Annotated in this window: 22 protein-coding genes, 1 tRNA gene and 1 riboswitch; of the genes, 17 read left to right on the top strand and 6 right to left on the bottom strand. The window is 56.7% G+C overall.

What is annotated here, in order from left to right; all coding sequences use genetic code 11:
• Positions 1-9 precede the first annotated feature (9 nt).
• The gene (locus AACX78_RS14365; protein WP_159166619.1) at positions 10-1,218 is read right to left on the bottom strand and encodes an MFS transporter; all 1,209 of its coding nucleotides are present in this window, start codon (positions 1,216-1,218) and stop codon (positions 10-12) included.
• A gap of 93 nt (positions 1,219-1,311) precedes the next feature.
• Between AACX78_RS14365 and AACX78_RS14360 the strand changes: the two genes are divergently transcribed.
• Both AACX78_RS14360 and cysB read left to right on the top strand, forming a co-directional pair.
• On the top strand, positions 1,312-2,187 hold the full coding sequence (locus tag AACX78_RS14360) for a LysR family transcriptional regulator (RefSeq protein ID WP_159166618.1): 876 nt from the start codon (positions 1,312-1,314) through the stop codon (positions 2,185-2,187).
• 73 nt (positions 2,188-2,260) lie between these two features.
• Positions 2,261-3,235 (top strand): HTH-type transcriptional regulator CysB, encoded by a 975-nt coding sequence (gene cysB / locus AACX78_RS14355; RefSeq protein ID WP_005315034.1) that lies wholly within the window; start codon positions 2,261-2,263, stop codon positions 3,233-3,235.
• A 145-nt stretch (positions 3,236-3,380) separates the two neighbouring features.
• Here cysB and ribA read toward each other — a convergent pair whose 3' ends face one another.
• Positions 3,381-3,974 (bottom strand): GTP cyclohydrolase II, encoded by a 594-nt coding sequence (gene ribA / locus AACX78_RS14350; RefSeq protein WP_021140653.1) that lies wholly within the window; start codon positions 3,972-3,974, stop codon positions 3,381-3,383.
• Between the two features lie 248 nt (positions 3,975-4,222).
• Between ribA and cmk the strand changes: the two genes are divergently transcribed.
• The 6 genes from cmk (at position 4,223) to pyrF (ending at position 9,486) form a co-directional block, all read left to right on the top strand.
• On the top strand, positions 4,223-4,915 hold the full coding sequence (cmk, locus tag AACX78_RS14345) for a (d)CMP kinase (RefSeq protein WP_159166617.1): 693 nt from the start codon (positions 4,223-4,225) through the stop codon (positions 4,913-4,915).
• Between the two features lie 94 nt (positions 4,916-5,009).
• Positions 5,010-6,680 (top strand): 30S ribosomal protein S1, encoded by a 1,671-nt coding sequence (rpsA, locus tag AACX78_RS14340; protein ID WP_005315043.1) that lies wholly within the window; start codon positions 5,010-5,012, stop codon positions 6,678-6,680.
• A gap of 92 nt (positions 6,681-6,772) precedes the next feature.
• Complete coding sequence (ihfB, locus tag AACX78_RS14335; RefSeq protein WP_005299934.1) at positions 6,773-7,057, top strand: integration host factor subunit beta; 285 nt, start codon at positions 6,773-6,775, stop codon at positions 7,055-7,057.
• Between the two features lie 156 nt (positions 7,058-7,213).
• A complete protein-coding gene (locus AACX78_RS14330; protein ID WP_005315045.1) occupies positions 7,214-7,498 on the top strand; it encodes a LapA family protein in 285 nt (94 codons plus the stop codon).
• A 9-nt stretch (positions 7,499-7,507) separates the two neighbouring features.
• Positions 7,508-8,674, top strand: a complete 1,167-nt coding sequence (gene lapB / locus AACX78_RS14325) for a lipopolysaccharide assembly protein LapB (RefSeq protein WP_005315046.1) — start codon at positions 7,508-7,510, stop codon at positions 8,672-8,674.
• 110 nt (positions 8,675-8,784) lie between these two features.
• The gene (gene pyrF / locus AACX78_RS14320) at positions 8,785-9,486 is read left to right on the top strand and encodes an orotidine-5'-phosphate decarboxylase (RefSeq protein WP_159166616.1); all 702 of its coding nucleotides are present in this window, start codon (positions 8,785-8,787) and stop codon (positions 9,484-9,486) included.
• Positions 9,487-9,559: 73 nt separating this feature from the next.
• Here the strand turns inward: pyrF and rrtA are convergent, their stop codons facing one another.
• Positions 9,560-10,138 (bottom strand): rhombosortase, encoded by a 579-nt coding sequence (rrtA, locus tag AACX78_RS14315; RefSeq protein WP_236556338.1) that lies wholly within the window; start codon positions 10,136-10,138, stop codon positions 9,560-9,562.
• Here rrtA and AACX78_RS14310 point away from each other — a divergent pair.
• From AACX78_RS14310 to AACX78_RS14290, 5 genes are all read left to right on the top strand, one after another.
• The gene (locus tag AACX78_RS14310) at positions 10,137-10,757 is read left to right on the top strand and encodes a tRNA-uridine aminocarboxypropyltransferase (protein ID WP_005315053.1); all 621 of its coding nucleotides are present in this window, start codon (positions 10,137-10,139) and stop codon (positions 10,755-10,757) included. The genes rrtA and AACX78_RS14310 overlap by 2 nt on opposite strands.
• A gap of 23 nt (positions 10,758-10,780) precedes the next feature.
• On the top strand, positions 10,781-11,488 hold the full coding sequence (queC, locus tag AACX78_RS14305; RefSeq protein ID WP_159166614.1) for a 7-cyano-7-deazaguanine synthase QueC: 708 nt from the start codon (positions 10,781-10,783) through the stop codon (positions 11,486-11,488).
• A gap of 61 nt (positions 11,489-11,549) precedes the next feature.
• Positions 11,550-12,221 (top strand): 7-carboxy-7-deazaguanine synthase QueE, encoded by a 672-nt coding sequence (gene queE, locus AACX78_RS14300; protein ID WP_005315059.1) that lies wholly within the window; start codon positions 11,550-11,552, stop codon positions 12,219-12,221.
• A 1-nt stretch (position 12,222) separates the two neighbouring features.
• Positions 12,223-12,453 (top strand): DUF3820 family protein, encoded by a 231-nt coding sequence (locus AACX78_RS14295; RefSeq protein WP_159166613.1) that lies wholly within the window; start codon positions 12,223-12,225, stop codon positions 12,451-12,453.
• Positions 12,450-13,013 (top strand): cob(I)yrinic acid a,c-diamide adenosyltransferase, encoded by a 564-nt coding sequence (locus AACX78_RS14290; RefSeq protein ID WP_011898638.1) that lies wholly within the window; start codon positions 12,450-12,452, stop codon positions 13,011-13,013. Before AACX78_RS14295 ends, AACX78_RS14290 begins: the two co-directional genes overlap by 4 nt.
• A gap of 67 nt (positions 13,014-13,080) precedes the next feature.
• On the opposite strand, the gene AACX78_RS14285 is transcribed toward AACX78_RS14290, so the two are convergent.
• The gene (locus AACX78_RS14285; RefSeq protein WP_021140294.1) at positions 13,081-13,488 is read right to left on the bottom strand and encodes an H-NS family histone-like protein; all 408 of its coding nucleotides are present in this window, start codon (positions 13,486-13,488) and stop codon (positions 13,081-13,083) included.
• Positions 13,489-13,808: 320 nt separating this feature from the next.
• Positions 13,809-13,980: riboswitch (Lysine riboswitch) on the top strand.
• 86 nt (positions 13,981-14,066) lie between these two features.
• On the opposite strand from AACX78_RS14285, the gene AACX78_RS14280 reads away from it, so the two are divergent.
• Positions 14,067-15,647, top strand: coding sequence for a Na+/H+ antiporter NhaC family protein (locus AACX78_RS14280; RefSeq protein ID WP_021140293.1), 1,581 nt, complete (start codon positions 14,067-14,069; stop codon positions 15,645-15,647).
• Between the two features lie 104 nt (positions 15,648-15,751).
• On the top strand, positions 15,752-16,333 hold the full coding sequence (locus tag AACX78_RS14275) for a thymidine kinase (RefSeq protein WP_005315094.1): 582 nt from the start codon (positions 15,752-15,754) through the stop codon (positions 16,331-16,333).
• Positions 16,334-16,392: 59 nt separating this feature from the next.
• Here AACX78_RS14275 and AACX78_RS14270 read toward each other — a convergent pair whose 3' ends face one another.
• Positions 16,393-17,730 (bottom strand): flavohemoglobin expression-modulating QEGLA motif protein, encoded by a 1,338-nt coding sequence (locus AACX78_RS14270; protein ID WP_021140292.1) that lies wholly within the window; start codon positions 17,728-17,730, stop codon positions 16,393-16,395.
• A gap of 158 nt (positions 17,731-17,888) precedes the next feature.
• Here AACX78_RS14270 and AACX78_RS14265 point away from each other — a divergent pair, with 158 nt between their 5' ends.
• Together AACX78_RS14265 and AACX78_RS14260 are read left to right on the top strand one after the other, a co-directional pair.
• Positions 17,889-18,344 carry a YbjN domain-containing protein gene (locus AACX78_RS14265; protein WP_080561576.1) on the top strand — a complete coding sequence of 152 codons (456 nt, stop codon included), beginning with the start codon at positions 17,889-17,891 and terminating at the stop codon, positions 18,342-18,344.
• 237 nt (positions 18,345-18,581) lie between these two features.
• A tRNA-Ser gene (locus AACX78_RS14260) sits at positions 18,582-18,669 on the top strand.
• 116 nt (positions 18,670-18,785) lie between these two features.
• Here AACX78_RS14260 and AACX78_RS14255 read toward each other — a convergent pair.
• Positions 18,786-19,478, bottom strand: coding sequence for an exonuclease domain-containing protein (locus AACX78_RS14255; RefSeq protein ID WP_021140291.1), 693 nt, complete (start codon positions 19,476-19,478; stop codon positions 18,786-18,788).
• Positions 19,479-19,485 lie beyond the last annotated feature (7 nt).

Genomic DNA, 19,485 nt, shown 5'->3' with positions numbered 1-19,485 from the left:
TTGTCGTCGTCAGGTATGGCAGGTTCGGGGGCGAGCGCTGCGCCCCTTTAAATGACCGAGCCAGAGGCTCAAGCCCGCTGTGATAACCAGTACCAGCTCGATGCCGAGCACCAATCCCCCCAAGCCGCCCCGTTCCCAGAAGGGGTGAAGATAGAGGCCTCCCAGGCTGGCTCCCAGATAATACCCCACCAGATAGAGTGACGAGGCCAGCGCCCGATTGTGCTCCACGTGCTGACCGACCCAGGCACTGGCACAGGCGTGGGCGAGAAAGAAACCGAAACTGGATATGAGCAGCCCCGTCAGTATGGCTGCCAGCGAGCCATGCAGCAGCAGTGCACTGCCCAGCGCCATCAGCGAGATCCCCGCCAGCAGCAGGCGATGTGTCCCCCAGCGGTGGGCACAACGGCCGCTCAAGGAGGAGGCGACCGTGCCCGAGAGATAGGTCAGGAACAGCATGCCGAGCCACTGGGTGGGCAGGGAGAAAGGGGCCTTGGCCAGCAGGAAGGTGAGGTAGCTGTACTGGTTCAAAAATACCATGAAGTTGAGCCCGCCGATGAGATAGGCACCGACCAGCAGCGGATTGCCGAGATGGCTGCTGATGGCTCGCTGGAATTGACCCGGTTCTGCAACGACGGGCACAAAGCGGGTTTGGGCGGGCAATAACCAGACGACGAGGGGCAGCAGGATCAGGCTTATCAAGCCAATGCCGAGAAAGGTGTGTTGCCAGTCGCCAAACCAGCCTGCCAGCAAGCCGCCGACGACACGGCCCGCTATGCCCCCTAGCGAGTTGGCGGCGATGTAGACACCGACGGCTGAGAGGAGGGCACGCTTGCTGAATTCTTCTCCCATATAGGCGATGGCAGTGGCGGGTAACCCGGCCAGCAGTACCCCCTGCAATATCCTCAACAGCAATAACTGCTCAAACTGGTTTACCAGGCTGATGAGCAGGGAGAGCAAAATAGCACCGCCCAGGGTCCACAGCATGATACGGCGCCGGCCGAACCTGTCCGCGAGGCGGGCGCAAATCAGCAGGGAGGTGGCAAGCCCCGCAGTGCAGCCAGCCAGTGTCCAGCCTGCCGACAGAGAGCTGACGGAGAAGACATTTGCCAGCAGTGGCAGCAAGGGGTGGGTCTGGTAGAGGTTGAGAAATACCAGGAAGGAACCCAGGCTCAGGGCCAGGGTGGCGCGCATCCATTCGCGGCTACCTACTTCGATCATGTGCAGTTGTCCTGACGGCTTTTGTGCAGAGTAGTGCGCCACAGGGCATAAATATAATATATTTAAGTTATCCATCGAATAAGATTAATTGATATGGACTTGAAGCAGCTCACCTATTTGCTGGCGGTACGGGATGCCGGTTCCTTCACTAAGGCGGCCAATGGCCTCCATATAGCCCAGCCAGCTATCAGCATGGCCATTGCCAAGCTGGAGCAGCAGCTCGAGCTGCGGCTGTTCGACAGGCAGGATCGCAACGTGCGGCTTACTCCGGAGGGGGAGGTGCTCTGTCGTCATGCCGAGCGGCTGTTATTGCAGATGCATCAGGCGCAAGCCGAGATGGCCGAGCTGAAAGGGCTGGAGCGTGGCGAGGTGCGCATCGGTATCCCCTACATGATGGGTTCTTACTATTTTCCTCCGATCCTGATGGCCTTCAAGCATCGTTATCCAGGTCTGAAGATCCGGGTAGAAGAGGCCGGCTCACGCGAGTTGCTGAGCCGCATGGTGGATGGCACCCTGGATCTGGCCATCCTGATCACCAGCGATCTGCCACCTGCGCTGGAAGGGGCCCAGTTGCTGCGCGAAGAGATGTTGATGGTGGTGGGGGAGGAGCATCAGTTGCGACATGCTCAGGCCGTGTCACTGACCCAGTTTTTTGACCAGGAGCTGGCCATGTTCCGACGAGGTTTTTATCACCGTGAACACATGGAAGCATTGGCTCAGGAGCTGGGGTGTGAGCCTGACATTGCGTTTGAAAGCAATCTGATCCCCCTGCTCAAGGCGGTGGTCAAGCAGGGATTTGCGGTGACTACCTTCCTGCGGATGGTGCTGGAAGAGGAGCCTTCACTCACTGGTATCTCGTTTGCTCCCCCCATTTTTCTTGATCTCTGTGTGGCGTGGCGGCGAGGCGATCCGCTCTCCATGGCGAACCGTGCCCTGCGTGATTTCCTGCTGGCGCAGGCCAAGCCATAAATGGCCAAGAAGGAAAGGCTATCAGGCAAAAGTTTGTTAGTATTAGTTCAAGTCGCCTTTAGAGCCTAACATCATGAAACTCCAACAGTTGCGTTATATCGTTGAGGTTGCCAATCACAGACTGAACGTGTCGGCAACGGCAGAGAGCCTCTACACCTCTCAGCCAGGGATCAGCAAGCAGGTGCGCATGCTGGAAGATGAGCTGGGGATCCAGATTTTCGAGCGAAGCGGCAAGCATCTGACCCAGATCACCCCGGCAGGGCGGGACGTGATCAAGATTGCCAACGAGATCCTGGGCAAGGTGGAGAGCATCAAATCGGTGGCGAGCCAGCATACACATCCCGAGCAAGGCACGCTGCATATTGCGACCACCCATACCCAGGCTCGTTATGCGCTGCCCGATGTGATCAAGGGTTTCATCAAGCGCTTCCCCAAGGTGTCTCTGCACATGCACCAGGGTACCCCGACCCAGATCAGTGAAGCCGTGGTCAAGGGGCAAGCCGACTTTGCCATCGCCACCGAGGCGCTGCACCTGTATGAAGATCTCATCATGCTGCCTTGCTACCACTGGAATCGCAGCGTCATTGTTCCCAAGGGACACCCCTTGACCCAGGTTGGCAAGCTCTCCATTGCCGATATCGCCCGCTTCCCGCTGGTGACCTATGTGTTCGGATTTACCGGCCGATCCGAGCTGGATCTCGCTTTCAATCGGGCCGGTTTCGAGCCCAATATCGTCTTTACCGCGACCGATGCCGATGTGATCAAAACCTATGTTCGACTGGGCGTCGGGATAGGGGTGATGGCGACCATGGCGCTGGATCAGCAGGTTGATACCGATTTGGTGGCTCTCGATGCCAGCCATCTGTTTGCTCACAGCACCACCAAGATAGGATTTCGTAAAGGATCTTTCCTGCGCACCTATATGTATGACTTCATGACCCGTTTCGCCCCGCACCTGACCCGGGATGTGGTGGAGCGCGCCATCGCGCTGCGCTCCAGCGATGACGTGGATGCCATGTTTGCCGACATAGAGCTGCCGGTTCGTTAGCGTCATACCAGCCAGCAGTATGGATCAATAAAAACGCCTCCCGATGGGAGGCGTTTTTATGCCAGCGTCTGGTCACCGGAGTCATTTTCTGAACCTGTGATCCAGCTTGTTCGCTTTGGCCAAAAGGCAGGCCTCTTTGTGAGGCTCACTTCTTGAACATGTGGTCCAATTTATTCGCTTTGGTCGAGAGATAGAACTCGTTGTGAGGATTGCGGCCCTCCTGCAGGGGAACTCGCTCCGTCACCGGAATGCCAAAGCTCTCCATCGCCTTCATCTTGCGTGGATTATTGGTCATCAGGCGCAGGCTGGTGACGTTCAACGCTTTGAGCATATCGGCACAGATGGTGTAGTCGCGCATGTCGGCAGCAAAGCCCAGCGCCACATTGGCTTCGACGGTATCGGCGCCCTGATCCTGCAGATGATAGGCCCGGATCTTGTTGAGCAGGCCGATGCCACGCCCTTCCTGGCGTACATACAACAAAACGCCACGACCCGCTTTGGCGATGTTCTCCATGGCGGCCTGCAATTGGAAGCCGCAGTCGCAGCGAAGGCTGAACAAGGCATCTCCGGTCAGGCATTCAGAGTGAATACGGCCCAGCACAGGTTCATCGCCCGTGACGTCGCCCATCACCAGCGCAGCATGATCCTTGCCGGTGCCGGCTTCCTGAAAGCCTACCAGCGTGAAGGTGCCCCAGGGGGTCGGCAACTTGGATTTGGCCACGAGGGTAACGCTGCTCATAGGTTGCTCCTTACTACAGCTGCTTAAAAAGGGCGGCCAGTTTAGCGCGCCTTGTCCATAACAACCATAAGAACAAAACCTTGTGCTATTTAATGACTTGAGCAGTTGTATATAAACAACGCAGTCGCGACGGCTTTTGCGCAAATGTGCGCCCTGACGACTGCCAGACTCGGCACATTTGGGTATAATCGGCGCCCATTACCTCATTCCCTCCGGGATGTGTGCAACAAGTGTGCAGGAGATAAGTTATGCCTCAGATGGCCCCCGTGATGACAATCGATGGCCCGAGTGGTGCCGGTAAAGGCACCTTGTGTCAGTTGCTGGCTGAAAAACTGGGTTGGCACCTGCTCGATTCCGGCGCCATCTACCGGGTATTGGCCCTGGCTGCCTTGCACCATGATGTGGAACTCGATTCTGAAGCTGCGCTGGTCCCCCTTGCCGCCAATCTGGATGTGCAGTTCCAGGTGGATAGTGAACAGGTCAAGGTGGTGCTGGAAGGGGAGGATGTCTCCCGCACCATTCGTACCGAAGAGGTGGGCAATGCCGCGAGTAAAATTGCTGCCTTTCCGCGAGTGCGTGAAGCCCTGCTGCGCCGCCAGCGCGCATTTCGTCAAACCCCTGGCCTGATTGCCGACGGCAGAGACATGGGGACCGTGGTTTTTCCGGAGGCAGAGGTAAAAATTTTCCTCGACGCCAGTGCGGAGGAACGGGCCCAGCGCCGCTATAAGCAGTTGCAAGATAAGGGCTTTGATGTTAACTTTGAGCGTCTTTTAACCGAGATTCGGGAACGTGACGATCGCGACAGAAATCGCGCCGTAGCGCCCCTTAAAGCGGCAGAAGATGCTCTCGTGGTGGATTCTACCTCCATGACCATAGATGAAGTGCTGGCAACAGTGCTCGCCTATGCAGAGCAACAACTTGGTGATGCCAGCGCAAGCTGACATCCGGTCGTCTGCACCAAGGATGGCGCAGATTATTTAAAACAGCCCCGCTTGTGCCGGATTGCAAGTGGATGTTTCATTTGTGAAATAAACAATGATCGAATCTTTTGCTCAACTCTTTGAAGAGTCCCTGAACTCCGTTGAAACCCGTCAAGGTTCCATCGTCAAGGGTACTGTCGTTGCTATCGAGAACGGTTTCGTACTGGTTGACGCCGGTCTGAAATCTGAGTCCGCCATCCCGGCTGAAGAATTCAAGAACGCCCTGGGCGAGCTGGAAATCAGTGTGGGTGACACTGTTGACGTAGCTCTGGACTCTATCGAAGATGGTTTCGGCGAAACCAAGCTGTCCCGTGAAAAAGCCAAGCGCCACGAAGCCTGGCTGCAGCTTGAAAAAGCTTACGAAGAGCAAGCTACCGTTATCGGTATCATCAACGGCAAGGTCAAGGGTGGTTTCACCGTTGAACTGAATGGCATCCGTGCCTTCCTGCCGGGTTCTCTGGTTGACGTGCGTCCGATCCGTGACACCGCTCACCTGGAAAACAAAGAACTCGAGTTCAAAGTCATCAAGCTGGACCAGAAGCGCAACAACGTTGTTGTTTCCCGTCGTGCCGTGATCGAGACCGAGAACACCTCCGAGCGCGAGAGCCTGCTGGCTAACCTGCAAGAAGGTCAAGAAGTCAAGGGTATCGTCAAGAACCTGACCGACTACGGTGCATTCGTAGATCTGGGCGGTGTTGACGGCCTGCTGCACATCACCGACATGGCGTGGAAGCGCGTTAAGCATCCTTCCGAAATCGTCAACGTTGGCGACGAGATCGCAGTCAAGGTTCTGAAGTTCGACCGCGAGCGTACCCGTGTATCTCTGGGTCTGAAGCAGCTGGGCGAAGATCCCTGGGTTGCTATCGCCAAGCGTTACCCGGAGACCACCCGTCTGTCTGGCCGCGTGACCAACCTGACCGACTACGGCTGCTTCGTTGAAATCGAAGAAGGCGTTGAAGGCCTGGTACACGTATCCGAGATGGATTGGACCAACAAGAACATCCACCCGTCCAAAGTTGTTAACGTTGGCGACGTGGTTGACGTGATGGTTCTGGATATCGACGAAGAACGTCGTCGTATCTCCCTGGGTCTGAAGCAGTGCAAATCCAACCCGTGGCAGCTGTTTGCCGAAACTCACGCCAAGGGCGACCGTGTTTCCGGTAAAATCAAGTCTATCACTGACTTTGGTATCTTCATCGGTCTGGACGGCGGCATCGACGGTCTGGTTCACCTGTCTGACATCTCCTGGAACAACCAGGGTGAAGAAGCAGTTCGTGAATTCAAGAAAGGCGACGAGATCGAAGCCGTTGTTCTGCAAGTGGACCCGGAGCGTGAGCGCATCTCCCTGGGTGTCAAGCAGATCGAAGAAGACCCGTTCAATAAGTACCTGTCTGATAACAAGAAAGGTGCTATTGTGAAGGGTAAGGTTACCGAGGTTGATGCCAAGGGTGCCGTGATCGAACTGGCTGACGGCGTAGAAGGCTACCTGCGTGCCTCCGACGCTGCTCGTGACCGTGTCGAAGACGCGACTCTGGTACTGTCCGTTGGTGATGAAGTTGAAGCCAAGTTCATGGGCGTTGATCGTAAGAACCGCACCGTAAGCCTGTCTGTCCGTGCTAAGGACGAGGCTGACGAGCGTGTTGCTATCGATAGCCTGAACCAACAAGAAGAAGTTGTGTTCAGCAATGCTATGATGGAAGCGTTCAAAGCTGCCAAGGGTGAATAATCCTTGATGCAAGAAAAGGGCGGCTTCACGCCGCCCTTTTTTATCTTGGCGTAATGAATATTGCATGTGATCGGGGAAGGAGATTTAACGTTATGACCAAATCAGATCTCATCGAACAATTGGCTGCGAGCCGCATGCATATGCCGGCCAAAGATGTCGAAGCTGCCATCAAGGAGATCCTTGAGCAGATGGCATCGACTTTGCAAAACGGCGACCGGATTGAAATCCGTGGATTTGGAAGTTTTTCACTGCACTATCGTGCCCCCCGCGTGGGTCGTAATCCCAAGACCGGGGACAAGGTTGAACTGACCGGGAAATATGTCCCTCATTTCAAACCTGGCAAAGAGTTGCGCGAGCGCGTGAACATTATTGAATAATGCAGAAAACGGCATACTTGGGTATGCCTTTTTTGTTTTTGTGGCTTCTCTTGTGTCAATTGTCTGGTTTCTCCAAGTCTTTTCCCATTCGCTCTAGAGTCTGCCCGTGATTTTAAGGATAATCAGCCTTTCATTAGATACTGACAGGGAGCTCCTATGAAGCGTATCTTGGCCCTCATTCCGCTGGTGCTGGTGTTTATTCTGACCCTGGCCATCGGTTCGCAAAATGGTCAGCTGGTGCAGTTCAATTATTTGATTGCCCAAGGGGAGTTTTCGCTCTCCATGTTGCTGGGTCTCTTCTTTGGCGGTGGCTTCCTGCTGGGCTGGCTGGTCTTTGGTCTGCTGTTCTTGCGTCTCAAGATGCAGAACCGCACACTCAATCGCACCATGCGTCGTCAATCCCGCGAGTTGGAGCTGGCTCGGTCGACAGTCAAGGAATAATGTCCCTCGATGCTTGAACTGCTTTTCCTGCTGTTGCCCATTGCCGCCGGTTATGGCTGGTACATGGGGCGCAGGAGTGTTCGCCAGGACACCCAGAAACAGAGTAATCAATTCTCCCGCCAGTACGTGGCGGGCCTCAACTATTTGCTGTCTGACGAGTCGGACAAGGCGGTGGATCTTTTTATCCAGCTGCTGGAAGTGGACAGCGAAACCATCGAAACACACCTCTCTCTTGGTAACCTGTTTCGCCAGCGTGGCGAGGTGGACAGAGCCATCAAGATCCACCAGAACCTGGTCACCCGTCAGCTGACCCGTGAACAGCGTCAGCTTGCGTTGCAGGAGCTGGCCCGTGACTTTCTGGCCGCCGGTTTGCTCGACCGCGCCGAAGCGCTCTGGAACGAGCTGTGCGAAGACAGCGACTATGAAGAGACGGCGCTGGCCCAGTTGTTGATTATCCATCAGCAGTTGCGTGACTGGGACAAGGCCATCGATGTCGCAGTGCGACTGCAGAAATATCAGGGCAAGAAGCTGGCCGATCCCATTTCCCACTTTTATTGCGAACAGGCGGAGAGTGCCTTGCGTGATGGCGATGAGTCTATGGGGCGCGCCAAGCTCAAACGCGCGCTGGGGGTCAATCCTGCCTGTGCCCGTGCCAGCCTGCGCTTGGCCGAGCTGGCGATGGTGGCACAAGACTATGAACAGGCCGGCAAGGATCTGCTGCGGGTGTTCGAGCAGGACATGGATTTTGCCTCCGAAGCCATCCCTCACCTCACAGAGTGCTACCAGCGCCAGGGGCGTTCCCTCGAACTCATTCCCTTGCTGGAGCAGGCGGTGGAGGATCACGCCGGGGTGAGCGTGACCCTGGCCCTTGCCAAACTGGTGGAGGAGCGCGATGGCCTGAACCAGGCCCGTGCTCTGGTGCTGCGTCAGTTGCGCCGTCACCCCTCCATGAAGGGGTTCTACCAGTTGGTGGGCTTTCAGCTGGCCAGCGCGGAGGAGGGGCCCGCCAAGGAGAGTCTGGAGCTGCTGCAACAACTGGTCGGCGATCAGATCAAGATCAAATCAACCCACAAGTGTCGGCAGTGTGGTTTTGCCACCCACTCGCTGTTCTGGCAATGCCCATCCTGTCGCCAGTGGGGTTCCATCAAGCCGATCCGTGGCCTGGATGGTGAGTAATCGATAGAAAATGAGATGCCAGATACTTCCAGTGCTGCGGCAGCGCCATCAGGCCGGGTCTGGATGGTGAGCAACAAACCAGATAGTGATAACAATCAATAGGAAGTGAGATGCTAGATCCCAAAGTACTGGTAGCGCTGGATTATCAGCACGAAGCCGATGCCTTCGCGTTCATTGAACGTATCTCTCCGGCCCAGTGCCGCCTCAAGGTCGGCAAGGAGATGTTCACCCTGTTTGGTCCCCAGTTTGTACGCCAGCTGGTGGTCAGGGGATTCGATGTCTTTCTGGATCTGAAGTTTCACGACATTCCCAACACAGTGGCCAAGGCTGTGGCCGCCAGTGCCGAGCTGGGTGTCTGGATGGTCAACGTCCATGCCAGCGGTGGCGAGCGGATGATGCGTGCCGCCAAGGAGGCGCTGGCTCCCTATGGTGACAAGGCTCCCCTGTTGATCGGTGTGACAGTGTTGACCAGCATGGAGCAAGCCGACATGGCGCCGCTTGGTCTGGATGTGAGCCCGGCCGAGCAGGTGATCCGTCTGGCCACACTGGCCAAAGCCTCGGGGCTGGATGGGGTGGTCTGTTCCGCTAATGAAGCCTGCGAGCTGAAAGCCTTGCTTGGTGCAGACTTCAAGCTGGTGACGCCAGGTATTCGTCCTGCGGGCTCTGATGCAGGTGATCAGCGTCGGGTGATGACGCCGCGTGCTGCGATGGATGCCGGGGCTGACTATCTGGTGATTGGTCGGCCCATCACTCAGGCAGATGATCCCGCCGCTACTCTCTCAAGCATCAATAGCGAGCTGGCAGGGCGATAAGGTTTGAAGGGGACAGGCCGATTGACCGCCCGGCCTGTCCTGTTCTGCCGGCACAGCACTCTGCCGGTAGAAGTCACTCCTTGACGGTTTGGGTACCCAGACTGACGGGCAGCAGGCCGAGCAACAGGCCCGCTCCCGAGCCAATCAGATGCGACTCTATGTGTACCCGGGCGCCGATAAGGGCAGATACCGGACTTCCCCCCGCGCTGTAGAAGTCCACCCCCAGTTTGATGGTCACCCCCAGCAACATCAGCCAGCCCGAATAGCGGCGATAGCGGATATCCTGCAAGGCTCCCCATACGAACAGGCCGTGCAAGGCCCCTGACAACCCCATATACCACTGGGTTTGCGGACACCACCACCAGATCCCGAGGCCGACGGCGCAACCCAAGAGCAGCAGCAGTACCGGCAGGCGGCAACCCGTCAGGTATTCCCGAAACAGACTGTAGAGCACGCACAGACCGCTCAGGTTGAGCAACATGTGCCACAGATTGGTATGGGCCAGATTGCCTGTTATGATGCGCCACCCTTCGCCTTGGGCGATCAGGGCTCGCTCGAAGGAGAGCAGGTGATTCGGTACGGTGAAAAAGAGCAACAAGCTGGCGAGTGAAAGCGTGATAACCCAGAGCAATCCTGATTTTTCAGACAACATGAAACGGCCCAACGACAAGAACAGTCGATACTGTACACGTTGCACCAGAGCCCTCAAAGCCTGCCTTTGTGATTATATTCGGCAGGTATCCCATCTCGCTCCCCTTCATATTCTGCAGCACCCGAGCGAAGCAGGGCATCCCAAGGGTACAGCCGCTCTGCTGGCCGCGTCCCTGACCCGGGCCCGTATTCATGTGGGAGAAGACTTTGCCGGGGCTCAGTGGCTCAATGCCTTGCTGGCGGATCCCAAGATGCACTGTTATCTGCTCTGGCCTGACGAGCAGGCTCTGGGGCTGGATCAGGTGCGAGAGCGAATCGTGCAAAACGATGAGGGCGGCAAGGTCTGCTTCATCCTGCTCGATGGCACCTGGCGCAAGGCGTATCGCATGTTGCACAGCAATCCGGCCTTGCTGCGGTTGCCCAGGATCAAGCTCGGCGCCATCCCTGGCCAGTACTCCATTCGCAAGAAACCCTTTCCCGAGGCACTGTCGACCCTGGAGGCTGGCTACCATCTGTTGTCCCAGTGGGAGGGGGAGCCCGAACGCTTCGCCCCGCTGATGACCCTCTTTACCCATTTAAACCAGCAGTGGCATGACTTTGCACAAGGTCGCCGCGTGTGAATTGCAAACCAGGAGTGATGAACGTGAAAAAAGCCGTCGTAGTATTCAGTGGTGGGCAGGACAGTACCACCTGTCTGGTACAGGCTCTGGCCCATTATGACGAGGTGCACGCCATTACCTTCGATTATGGCCAGCGCCATCGGGAGGAGATTGAGACTGCTCGCCGGTTGGCCACTCAGTTTGGGATCGCCGCCCACAAGGTGATGGATGTGACCCTGCTCAATGAACTGGCCGTCTCGGCCCTGACCCGGGACGAGATCCCGGTCAGTGGTGAATTGCAGGACAACGGCCTGCCCAACACCTTCGTACCGGGCCGCAACATATTGTTTCTGACCCTGGCGTCCATCTATGCCTACCAGGTGGGTGCCGAGGCGGTGATCACAGGGGTGTGCGAGACTGATTTTTCCGGCTACCCAGATTGCCGTGACGAATTCGTCAAGTCGCTCAATCAGGCCGTCTCTCTGGGGCTTGATCGCGGCATCCGTTTTGAAACCCCGCTGATGTGGCTCGACAAGGCTGAAACCTGGGCGCTGGCGGATTACTACGGCCACCTCGACACGGTGCGCCAGCAGACACTCACCTGTTATAACGGCATTGCTGGCGATGGTTGTGGTCACTGTCCTGCCTGCGAACTGCGTAGCCGGGGGCTGGATCTGTATCTGGCCGACAAGGCGGGGATCATGGCCCGGCTGTACGAGAAAACCGGATTGTGTGAGAAAAGCGGACTGTGAGCCTGCGTCTTGCCCTTGCTTGGGGTATAATCCGCGACTTTTGCAACAAGCCGTGACCGTGATGCACTACCCAATCAACGAGATATTCCAGACCATCCAGGGGGAGGGCATCTTCACCGGCCTGCCCGCCATCTTCGTTCGCCTGCAAGGCTGCCCCGTGGGTTGTCCCTGGTGCGACACCCGTCATACCTGGATTGTCGATCCTGCTCGTGAAGTGGGGGTACAGGCGGTGCTGGACTGCTCCAACGAGTCTGATAGCTGGAGCAAGATGAGCACGGATCAGATCCTGGCCAGTTTTCAGCAGCTAGGTTATCAGGCTCGTCATGTGGTGATCACGGGGGGCGAGCCTTGCCTTTATGATCTGCATGAGCTCTCCACCGTCTTGCTGGCGGCGGGATATCAGGTGCAGATCGAAACCAGCGGTACCAGCGAGATCAAGACTCACGACAGTACCTGGGTCACTGTCTCGCCCAAGATTGGTATGAAGGGGGGCCTGCCCGTGCTGGTATCGGCGCTTGAGCGTGCCAACGAAATAAAGCACCCGGTCGCGACCGAGCGCCATATCGAGGAGCTCGATGCCCTGCTGGCAACCGCCACTTTGCGCCCGGATGTGGAAATTGCGCTGCAGCCCATCAGCCAGAAGCCCCGTGCGACCCAGCTGGCGATGGCAGTCTGTATCGCCCGTAATTGGCGGCTATCTATCCAGACTCATAAATATCTGGATATTGATTAATATGGAGTGGTTATCCGACGAGCGTGTGCTGCTCACCCTGGCCAACAAGATGCCTTATGGCAAATATCAGGGGCGGCGCATCATCGATATTCCGGAGCCCTATCTGGTGTGGATGGCACGCACCGGTTTTCCTGCCGGTGCGCTGGGTCAAATGCTGGCCCTTGCCTATGAAATCAAGCTGAACGGGCTCGAATCCATGATTGTTCCCATTATTAACAGGATGTCGGTATGAGGATATATACGAGGCAGGGCGATAAAGGCATGACCCGACTGGCTGATGGTGTGCAATTGGCCAAGGATGAGCTGCGGGTCGAAACCTATGGCTATATCGATGAGTTGAATTCTCATATAGGTCTGCTCATTGCGGAGGTGCCCGCAGCTGAAACCGGTTTATTAGCCGATCTGGTATTATTGCAGCAAGAGTTGTTCGATTTGGGTGGGGAGTTGGCTTTTTCCAGCGATGGCCAGCATGAGGCCATCTGGCAGGTAAATAACGAATGGACCTTGCGCCTTGAGCAGCAAATCGATGCCTACAGCGCCAATTTACCCCTGCTGCGCAATTTCATTTTGCCCAGTGGTTCCCGTGCTGCGTCACAAGCTCACGTGGTGCGAACCCTGACCCGTCGCTGTGAGCGCCTGCTGCTGAGTTTGAGTCGTGCAGAGCAGATCAATCCGGCCATACTGCCCTATGTAAACCGGCTGAGTGACTGGTTCTTCACCATAGCCCGCTACCTGCTGGCCTGCACCGGGACGCCGGAAGTGCTCTGGGTCAAGGCGGCCGAACGGGGCTGATGGCGTTATATCAGGCAATAAAAAAACCTCGCAGTGCGAGGTTTTTTATTGGTCGGGGATTTGCCAATCAGATGGCAAATTCCTCGATGGATTTGCCTTCGGCAACGGCCTTGGCAATCGCGGAAGGCATACGACCCTGACCGGTCCAGGTCTTTTCAATACCATTATCCAGATAGCGGTATTTGGCAGGGCGTGGGGCACGCTTGCCTTTTTTCGCAGCCTTGGCTGGCTCGTTAGCCACTGTGCCAACCAGCTCGGCAGGATCAATGCCAGCGGCTTTCAGCATTTCGGTATATTCGTTAATTTTGCGCTGATGTTCTTCACGGGCCTGACGATCGGCGGCTTCATCCTGCTGACGTTCGGCAACAATAGCAGAGAGTTTTTCCAGGCCTTCTTCCAATTGTTCCAGAGTCAACTCACGGCACGCTGCGCGCAAGCTACGGATATTCAGCAGTACTTTCAAAAATTCGTTCATAGTGTCCACCACGCGAGCAAAGGAGGGAATTAAATCAAAAGAGTAATTTTGGGTAATTTATACGCCAGCTTGCTATTAAGTCAAGATAAGCAAAATAATAAATTCAGCGTGCAAAATAAGTGAACTGTTTTGAGTTCAGACTGGATTCAGTAATATTGAATACGTCATACCCGACTGAGTTCCAAGCAGGTGAAAATAGCGGCAAAACCAAAATATTTGCACCATTTGACTACCTTTTCCCCATTTTAAAATGGCCAACGTGGGGATTTAATCAAAAAACTTGCCATAACGTGCCAGCACGATAAAATGTGCCCCGAATACCTTTAAGTAGAGGCGCGCTGCCTATGACTACTTGTGCGGAGGGTGATGCCTGTGATGCACAAGGAAAGGAGTCAGCGCCGAAGTAGCCAGGCCATCATACCGGGCTGCTGGTTCTGCATCGAACAGGTGCAGGACTGCCATAGTCATCCACTATGGAGCGCTACCTGAAGGGGCTGAGGAGTATGACCTCCCCATGGGTTTTGTTTCTTTATCCTCTCGGTAGATCTCCACCTGCTGTCTTTAGGTGCAAAGAGATCATGGACATCATTCAGTACGCCGACTCAGGTTGGTCTGTCGTTCCCCCCTTGTTGGCCGTCGCCCTGGCGATCCTGACCCGCCGCGTCCTGCTGTCGCTGGGGGCGGGGATCCTGACCGGCAGCCTGCTGCTCAATCAGTTTTCTCCCCTCGACTCCCTGCATTACATCTTGAACACAGTGCTCAAGATCTTCTGGGTCGATGGCGCGCTCAATCGTGACAACGTCAACATGATACTGTTCATGCTGCTGCTGGGTGGCCTCATCAGCTTGATGAGCGTCTCCGGCGCCACCCGCGCCTTTGCCGAGTGGGCCGAGCGCCGTGCCAAGACCCGCAAGGGGGCCAAGGCGCTCACCGGCATGATGGTGTTTGCCTTCTTTATTGATGACTTCTTTCACAGTCTGTCGGTGGGAGCCATCTGCCGTCCGGTGACGGATCGCTTCCAGATCTCCCGCGCCAAGCTGGCTTATCTGCTCGACTCCACTGCGGCTCCCGTCTGTGTGCTCATGCCCATCTCCTCTTGGGGGGCCTACATTATCGCCCTGGTAGGCGGCATCATGGCGGCGCACGGTCTGACCGAGCAGAGCCCGATTGCCGCGTTTGTCGAGATGATCCCGATGAACCTCTATGCCGTCTTCACCCTGATCATGGTGCTGGTGGTGATCGCGTTTCAGCTCGATATCGGCCCCATGCGTCAACATGAGCAGTGGGCGCTGGAAGGCAAGCTGTGGGATGAGTCCAAGGGCCGTCCCATCGGTCTGGATATGGAGAGCCCGGAGGAGAGCAATGGCGGCATGATTGACATGGTGCTGCCGATCCTGACGCTGACCGCCGCCACCGTCTACTTCATGATTGACTCAGGGGCTGCCGTGCTGAGCGAGAAGGGGCTGCCCTTCAGCGTGCTCGGTTCGTTCGAGAACACCAATGTCGGCTCCTCTCTGGTTTACGGTGCCCTGTGCAGCCTGGTGGTTTCCATCGGCCTGGCGCTGCGCCTCAAGCTGGGTGCCAAGAACTGGATCAAGGCCGCGCCCCAAGGGGTGATGGCCATGCTGCCGGCGATCACTATTCTGCTGTTTGCCTGGGCTATCGGCTCTGTGGTGCGGGATGTGGAAACCGGTAAATATCTGGCTTCCCTGGCGAACGGCAACCTGCCGATCGAAGTGCTGCCTGCTGTGGTGTTTATCCTCTCCTGCGCCATGGCATTTGCCACCGGTACCAGCTGGGGCACCTTCGGCATCATGTTGCCCCTGGCCGGTGACATGGCGGCCGCCAGTGACATCAGCCTGATGTTGCCTATGCTGGCCGCCGTACTCGCAGGCTCAGTGTTCGGGGATCACAGCTCGCCCATCTCCAGTACCAGCATATTGTCGGCCACGGGTGCCGGTTGTCATCATATCGATCACGTCATGACCCAGCTGCCCTATGCGCTGACCATCGCCTTTGGTGCCGCGCTCGGCTACCTGGCCATGGGGTTGATGCATTCCGTGCTGGCGGGCTTTAGCGTCAGTGCACTCTGGTTCGTGGTGTTTACCACTTATCACCTGCGCAAAGCGAAAACACGGCCGGCGCTGGCCACCGCATAACGCACAAAAAACACACTTGAAGAGCAGGGGGCCCATGGGCCCCTTGGTTTTGTCCGGGGCTTTGGTTAGCATGCGCCCCATAAATTCAGTTTCGGAACAGCATAATGGCTTCACTGCACTACAAATTTGCCACCATGAATTCAGGCAAATCCACCCAGCTCATCCAGGCCCACTTCAATTATCTGGAGCGTGGCATGCAGCCCCTGGCCATGACACCGGCCATCGACGATCGCTTCGGTGCCGGGGTGATCAGTGCCCGGGTTGGATTGGAGTTGAAGGTGGAGGTGTTCAGTGATACCTGCGATCTGTTCGACATGGTCAAGGCGCGCCATGCAGTAAAACGCATCGATGTGTTCATCGTCGATGAGGCCCAGTTTCTGACCCGCGAACAGGTCTACCAGCTGGCCCGCATCGTCGATGAGCAGGATATTCCGGTGATCGCCTATGGCCTGAAGACCGACTTTCGGGGGGAGCTGTTCCCCGGCTCCTACCATCTGCTATGCCTCGCTGACAAGTTTGAGGAGCTCAAAAGCATCTGCTGGTGTGGCAACAAGGCCCACATGAACTCACGGGTGAGCGAAGCCGGGCAGGTGATGCGCGATGGGGAGCAGGTGGAGATAGGCGGCAACGATCGCTATGTGTCCCTGTGCCGCAAGCACTATCTGGCCGGGCGGGCATATAAATAGCCTGATAGGAATGACAGCAAGGGCGCCTCTATGGCGCCTTTTTTGTTGCCGCCCGCGGCTCAGTCTATCTCTATATCCACCGGCGCTATGATGGGGTCGGCCACCGGCAGGCGGTGAAACAGTTGGCGAAAATGGTGCTGTACCCGGCCTATGTCCACCAGAGACATGCCGGAGGCGAAACCAAACCAGACATAGAGTCCGGTGAGGTCGCGAAACATGGGGGGCAGATAGCGGGGGGCATCGATCAAGCCCTCAAGATAGTGCTGATAGAGCACTGGAATGTCATCCAGCGTCACCTTGCCGACGAACAGCATGGGCAGGATTTCAGGTACCCCTTCCAGCACGGCGCTGCGAATGAAGTTGACCGTTTCCACGTAGCCACGCACGTAGGAGAGATCCTTGGTAAAGCAGGCCCCCCCTTCGACCATGCCGCCGCGAAATACCCGCTGGGTGATCTTGTAGGCATCGTGCTCGCTGGTGCCTTGTTTCACAAAGTGCTGGAACACTTCGACAAAGTCGGCGCCGTGCTCCGCCATGTCGATGGCCATCACCCTGTCCGAGATGCGCTTGGCCCGATCCGGAAAGGAGCTGAAGGTGAGGGTTTCAATCAATACTGCCAGCCCCTCCTGACAAGCGGTGATCCGCGGCGAGCCGGCACTGAGCCAGGTGGCGTAGGGTTGCTGGCGGCCGTTCAAGGTCGTGCCCACGTGGACCCAGCCTTCGTGTACTTCCAGCACTTGCAGATCCAGCTCGGAGAAGCGGGCGTGGGAGCTGAGCTTGATGTAATCCCCACCGGCGGCGGCATCTGAAACGATGCCATCGCTCAACTTGACCTGCACAGTCCCCTCGCTGAAGTAGCTCGACAGCTTGCCCTGCAGCTTGGCGACCGCCGCTTCCCCCTCGAATTCCTTGGGATAGGGGCGCACCAGATGACGGGCGCCGGGCAGGGAGAAGATATCGCACAGACGGGCACCCAACTCCTTGAGGGTTTTGCGATCGCCGCGCAGGTGGTCGCTGGCGGAGCCATAGAGCAATTGGCTGTAGCGCAGAAAGTCAGGTTGTCCGCGCTGGCGGAGCATCTCGATCACCACCATGTACTGATCGACCGTTTCTTGCAGAATGCGGCCCAGATCGTCCTGGGGGCCCAGCTTTCTGCGGATCCTGTCCCTCAGCTCTTTGAGCTCCAGATACTTGTTGCGTGGATCGAAGCCAAGGGGGAGGGCTTCGTAGAAGTGCTGGCCGATGGCGGGCAACGCTCGTCCCCCCTTGGCCAGAAACTCGGCCTGAAGATGACGGGGCCACTTGATGGCATCCAGAATACGGATGGGCTTTTGCAGAGTCAGCAGTTCATCCGAGAGGGATTTCAGATGCAGGCGATACTTTTCTTGGATGGTCATCTGGCCTTCTGTCGAGCGAAGGTGGTGCGAGAATGGGCTGAGTATATGCATAGCGCTTGCCAAAAAGAAGCGGAGCCCCTGCTTATCCGGCCACTGCACTTTTGGTTGCCGGAAAATTGGTTTAGACTGCGCCCCTTGATCCTTATCGTGTCGTGGAAATGATGAATATCCCCAGCTCTGAAATGATAATGCGTTGGTTGCAGCAGGCTCGCATCGAGCACTATGTTTGCGACCAGTGTCATGGCATCCACATTGTCTCCCTGCAGTCTGTCGACGGCATTCAGGAGAGCCGGATCTTTGTCGAAGAGGAAGGGTTGCTGTTTTCATCCGAACTGGAAGTGCGCCCTTCGGCGCTGCTGCCGCTGATGGCCGAACTGGGTCGTCTCAACATGCAATACCCCTCGCTCAAGGTGTTCCTCGATATCATCGACGACAACCTGCCGCGCCTCATCGTCGGTCACACTGTCTTCACCAAGGCGGGCCTCTCCGTGGAGCAGTTCCTGTTGTTCGTTGAAAGCACCACGGCCGCGACCCACGAAGTGGTCTCTGAATGCGAGCGCCTCGGCTTCCTGAATCTGCCTGAAATCCAGGTCGGATCCGAATCTGTGCATTGATTTGTGCGTTAAATGTGCGAACGGTTTCTTTGGCGAAAAAAGCCGTTGACGCAGACGGGGCTTTCCCCTAAATTACGCCCCGTTCCAGCGCAACAGTGCTGCGAACCTAGTGTTGGCTGAACACGTTAATCAACAGACCAAAATTTGGTGGGGTGTCCAAGTGGCTGCCCACCGACGAAGTCGGCAAGAAAGCGCGCGTAGCGTGCTCCGAAAGCCACTTCAAAGAAGTAAAAATTTGGTGAGGTGTCCGAGTGGCTGAAGGAGCACGCCTGGAAAGTGTGTATACGGCAACGTATCGAGGGTTCGAATCCCTCCCTCACCGCCAAATAAAAGAAAAGGGCCTGTCTTGCGACAGGCCCTTTTCTTTTATTTGGCAATAGGAACCTGGTCCCAACTTTGCTCCATCGATAGTGGGTTGGGCAAAGGGGTGTGCCTGCGCTGTCACCTCATTAGCTGATGGAGTGAGGCAGGGCGCAGCAGCTTGTATTGCACCAGCAGCAGCTCTGCTGTGGCTACCGCATCTATCAGCGCCTCGTGGCAGGGATAACTGGGCAATCCATGTCGGCTTCTGACCGAAGAGAGGCGCAGATCAGCGGGTATATCCCTGATGTATCGGGTCCGACGGCGCTCGATTTCCAGCGTGTCCAGCCAAGGTAGCGGCAAAGGGGGCAGGCCATGGCGCTGTTGCAGGTAGTGATCGATGAAACGGCGCTCCACCGAGCTGCCATGGGCAAGCAAAATAGCGCCGCTCATGCGTTGAAGCAGTTGATCCATGGCCTGATCCAGACTTTTTCCGGTGGCCAGCAGTTGAGGGACCAGATGGTGGATGATGACGGTATCGGCTTTGACCGGGCAGGGGTTGTCAATCAAGGTCTGTCTTGCGGTTTGCAAGTCGATGCGTCCCTCTGTGATGTCGACCGTGCCGATACTCAAGATCTGATCATCCTGGGGTTGCAGTCCGGTGGTTTCGAAATCCAGCGCCAGCAGGCGGGTCCCATCCAGCGATGACTCCAGTGCAGTCACAGGCGCTTGCAGCAGCGCCTTGACCAGTGCAGGAAGTGTCGGCCGTGTCAGATAACGGGCTCTTGCCCGCTCGAGACGCTGGCGGGCAGAGAAGTAGTCAAGACAGCCCATCAGTGTG

This window comes from Aeromonas sp. 9A (assembly GCF_963900955.1).
GTDB lineage: Bacteria > Pseudomonadota > Gammaproteobacteria > Enterobacterales > Aeromonadaceae > Aeromonas > Aeromonas salmonicida.
The sequence above is the reverse complement of the archived record's forward strand: the minus strand, read 5'-3'. Positions and strand labels throughout refer to the sequence as shown.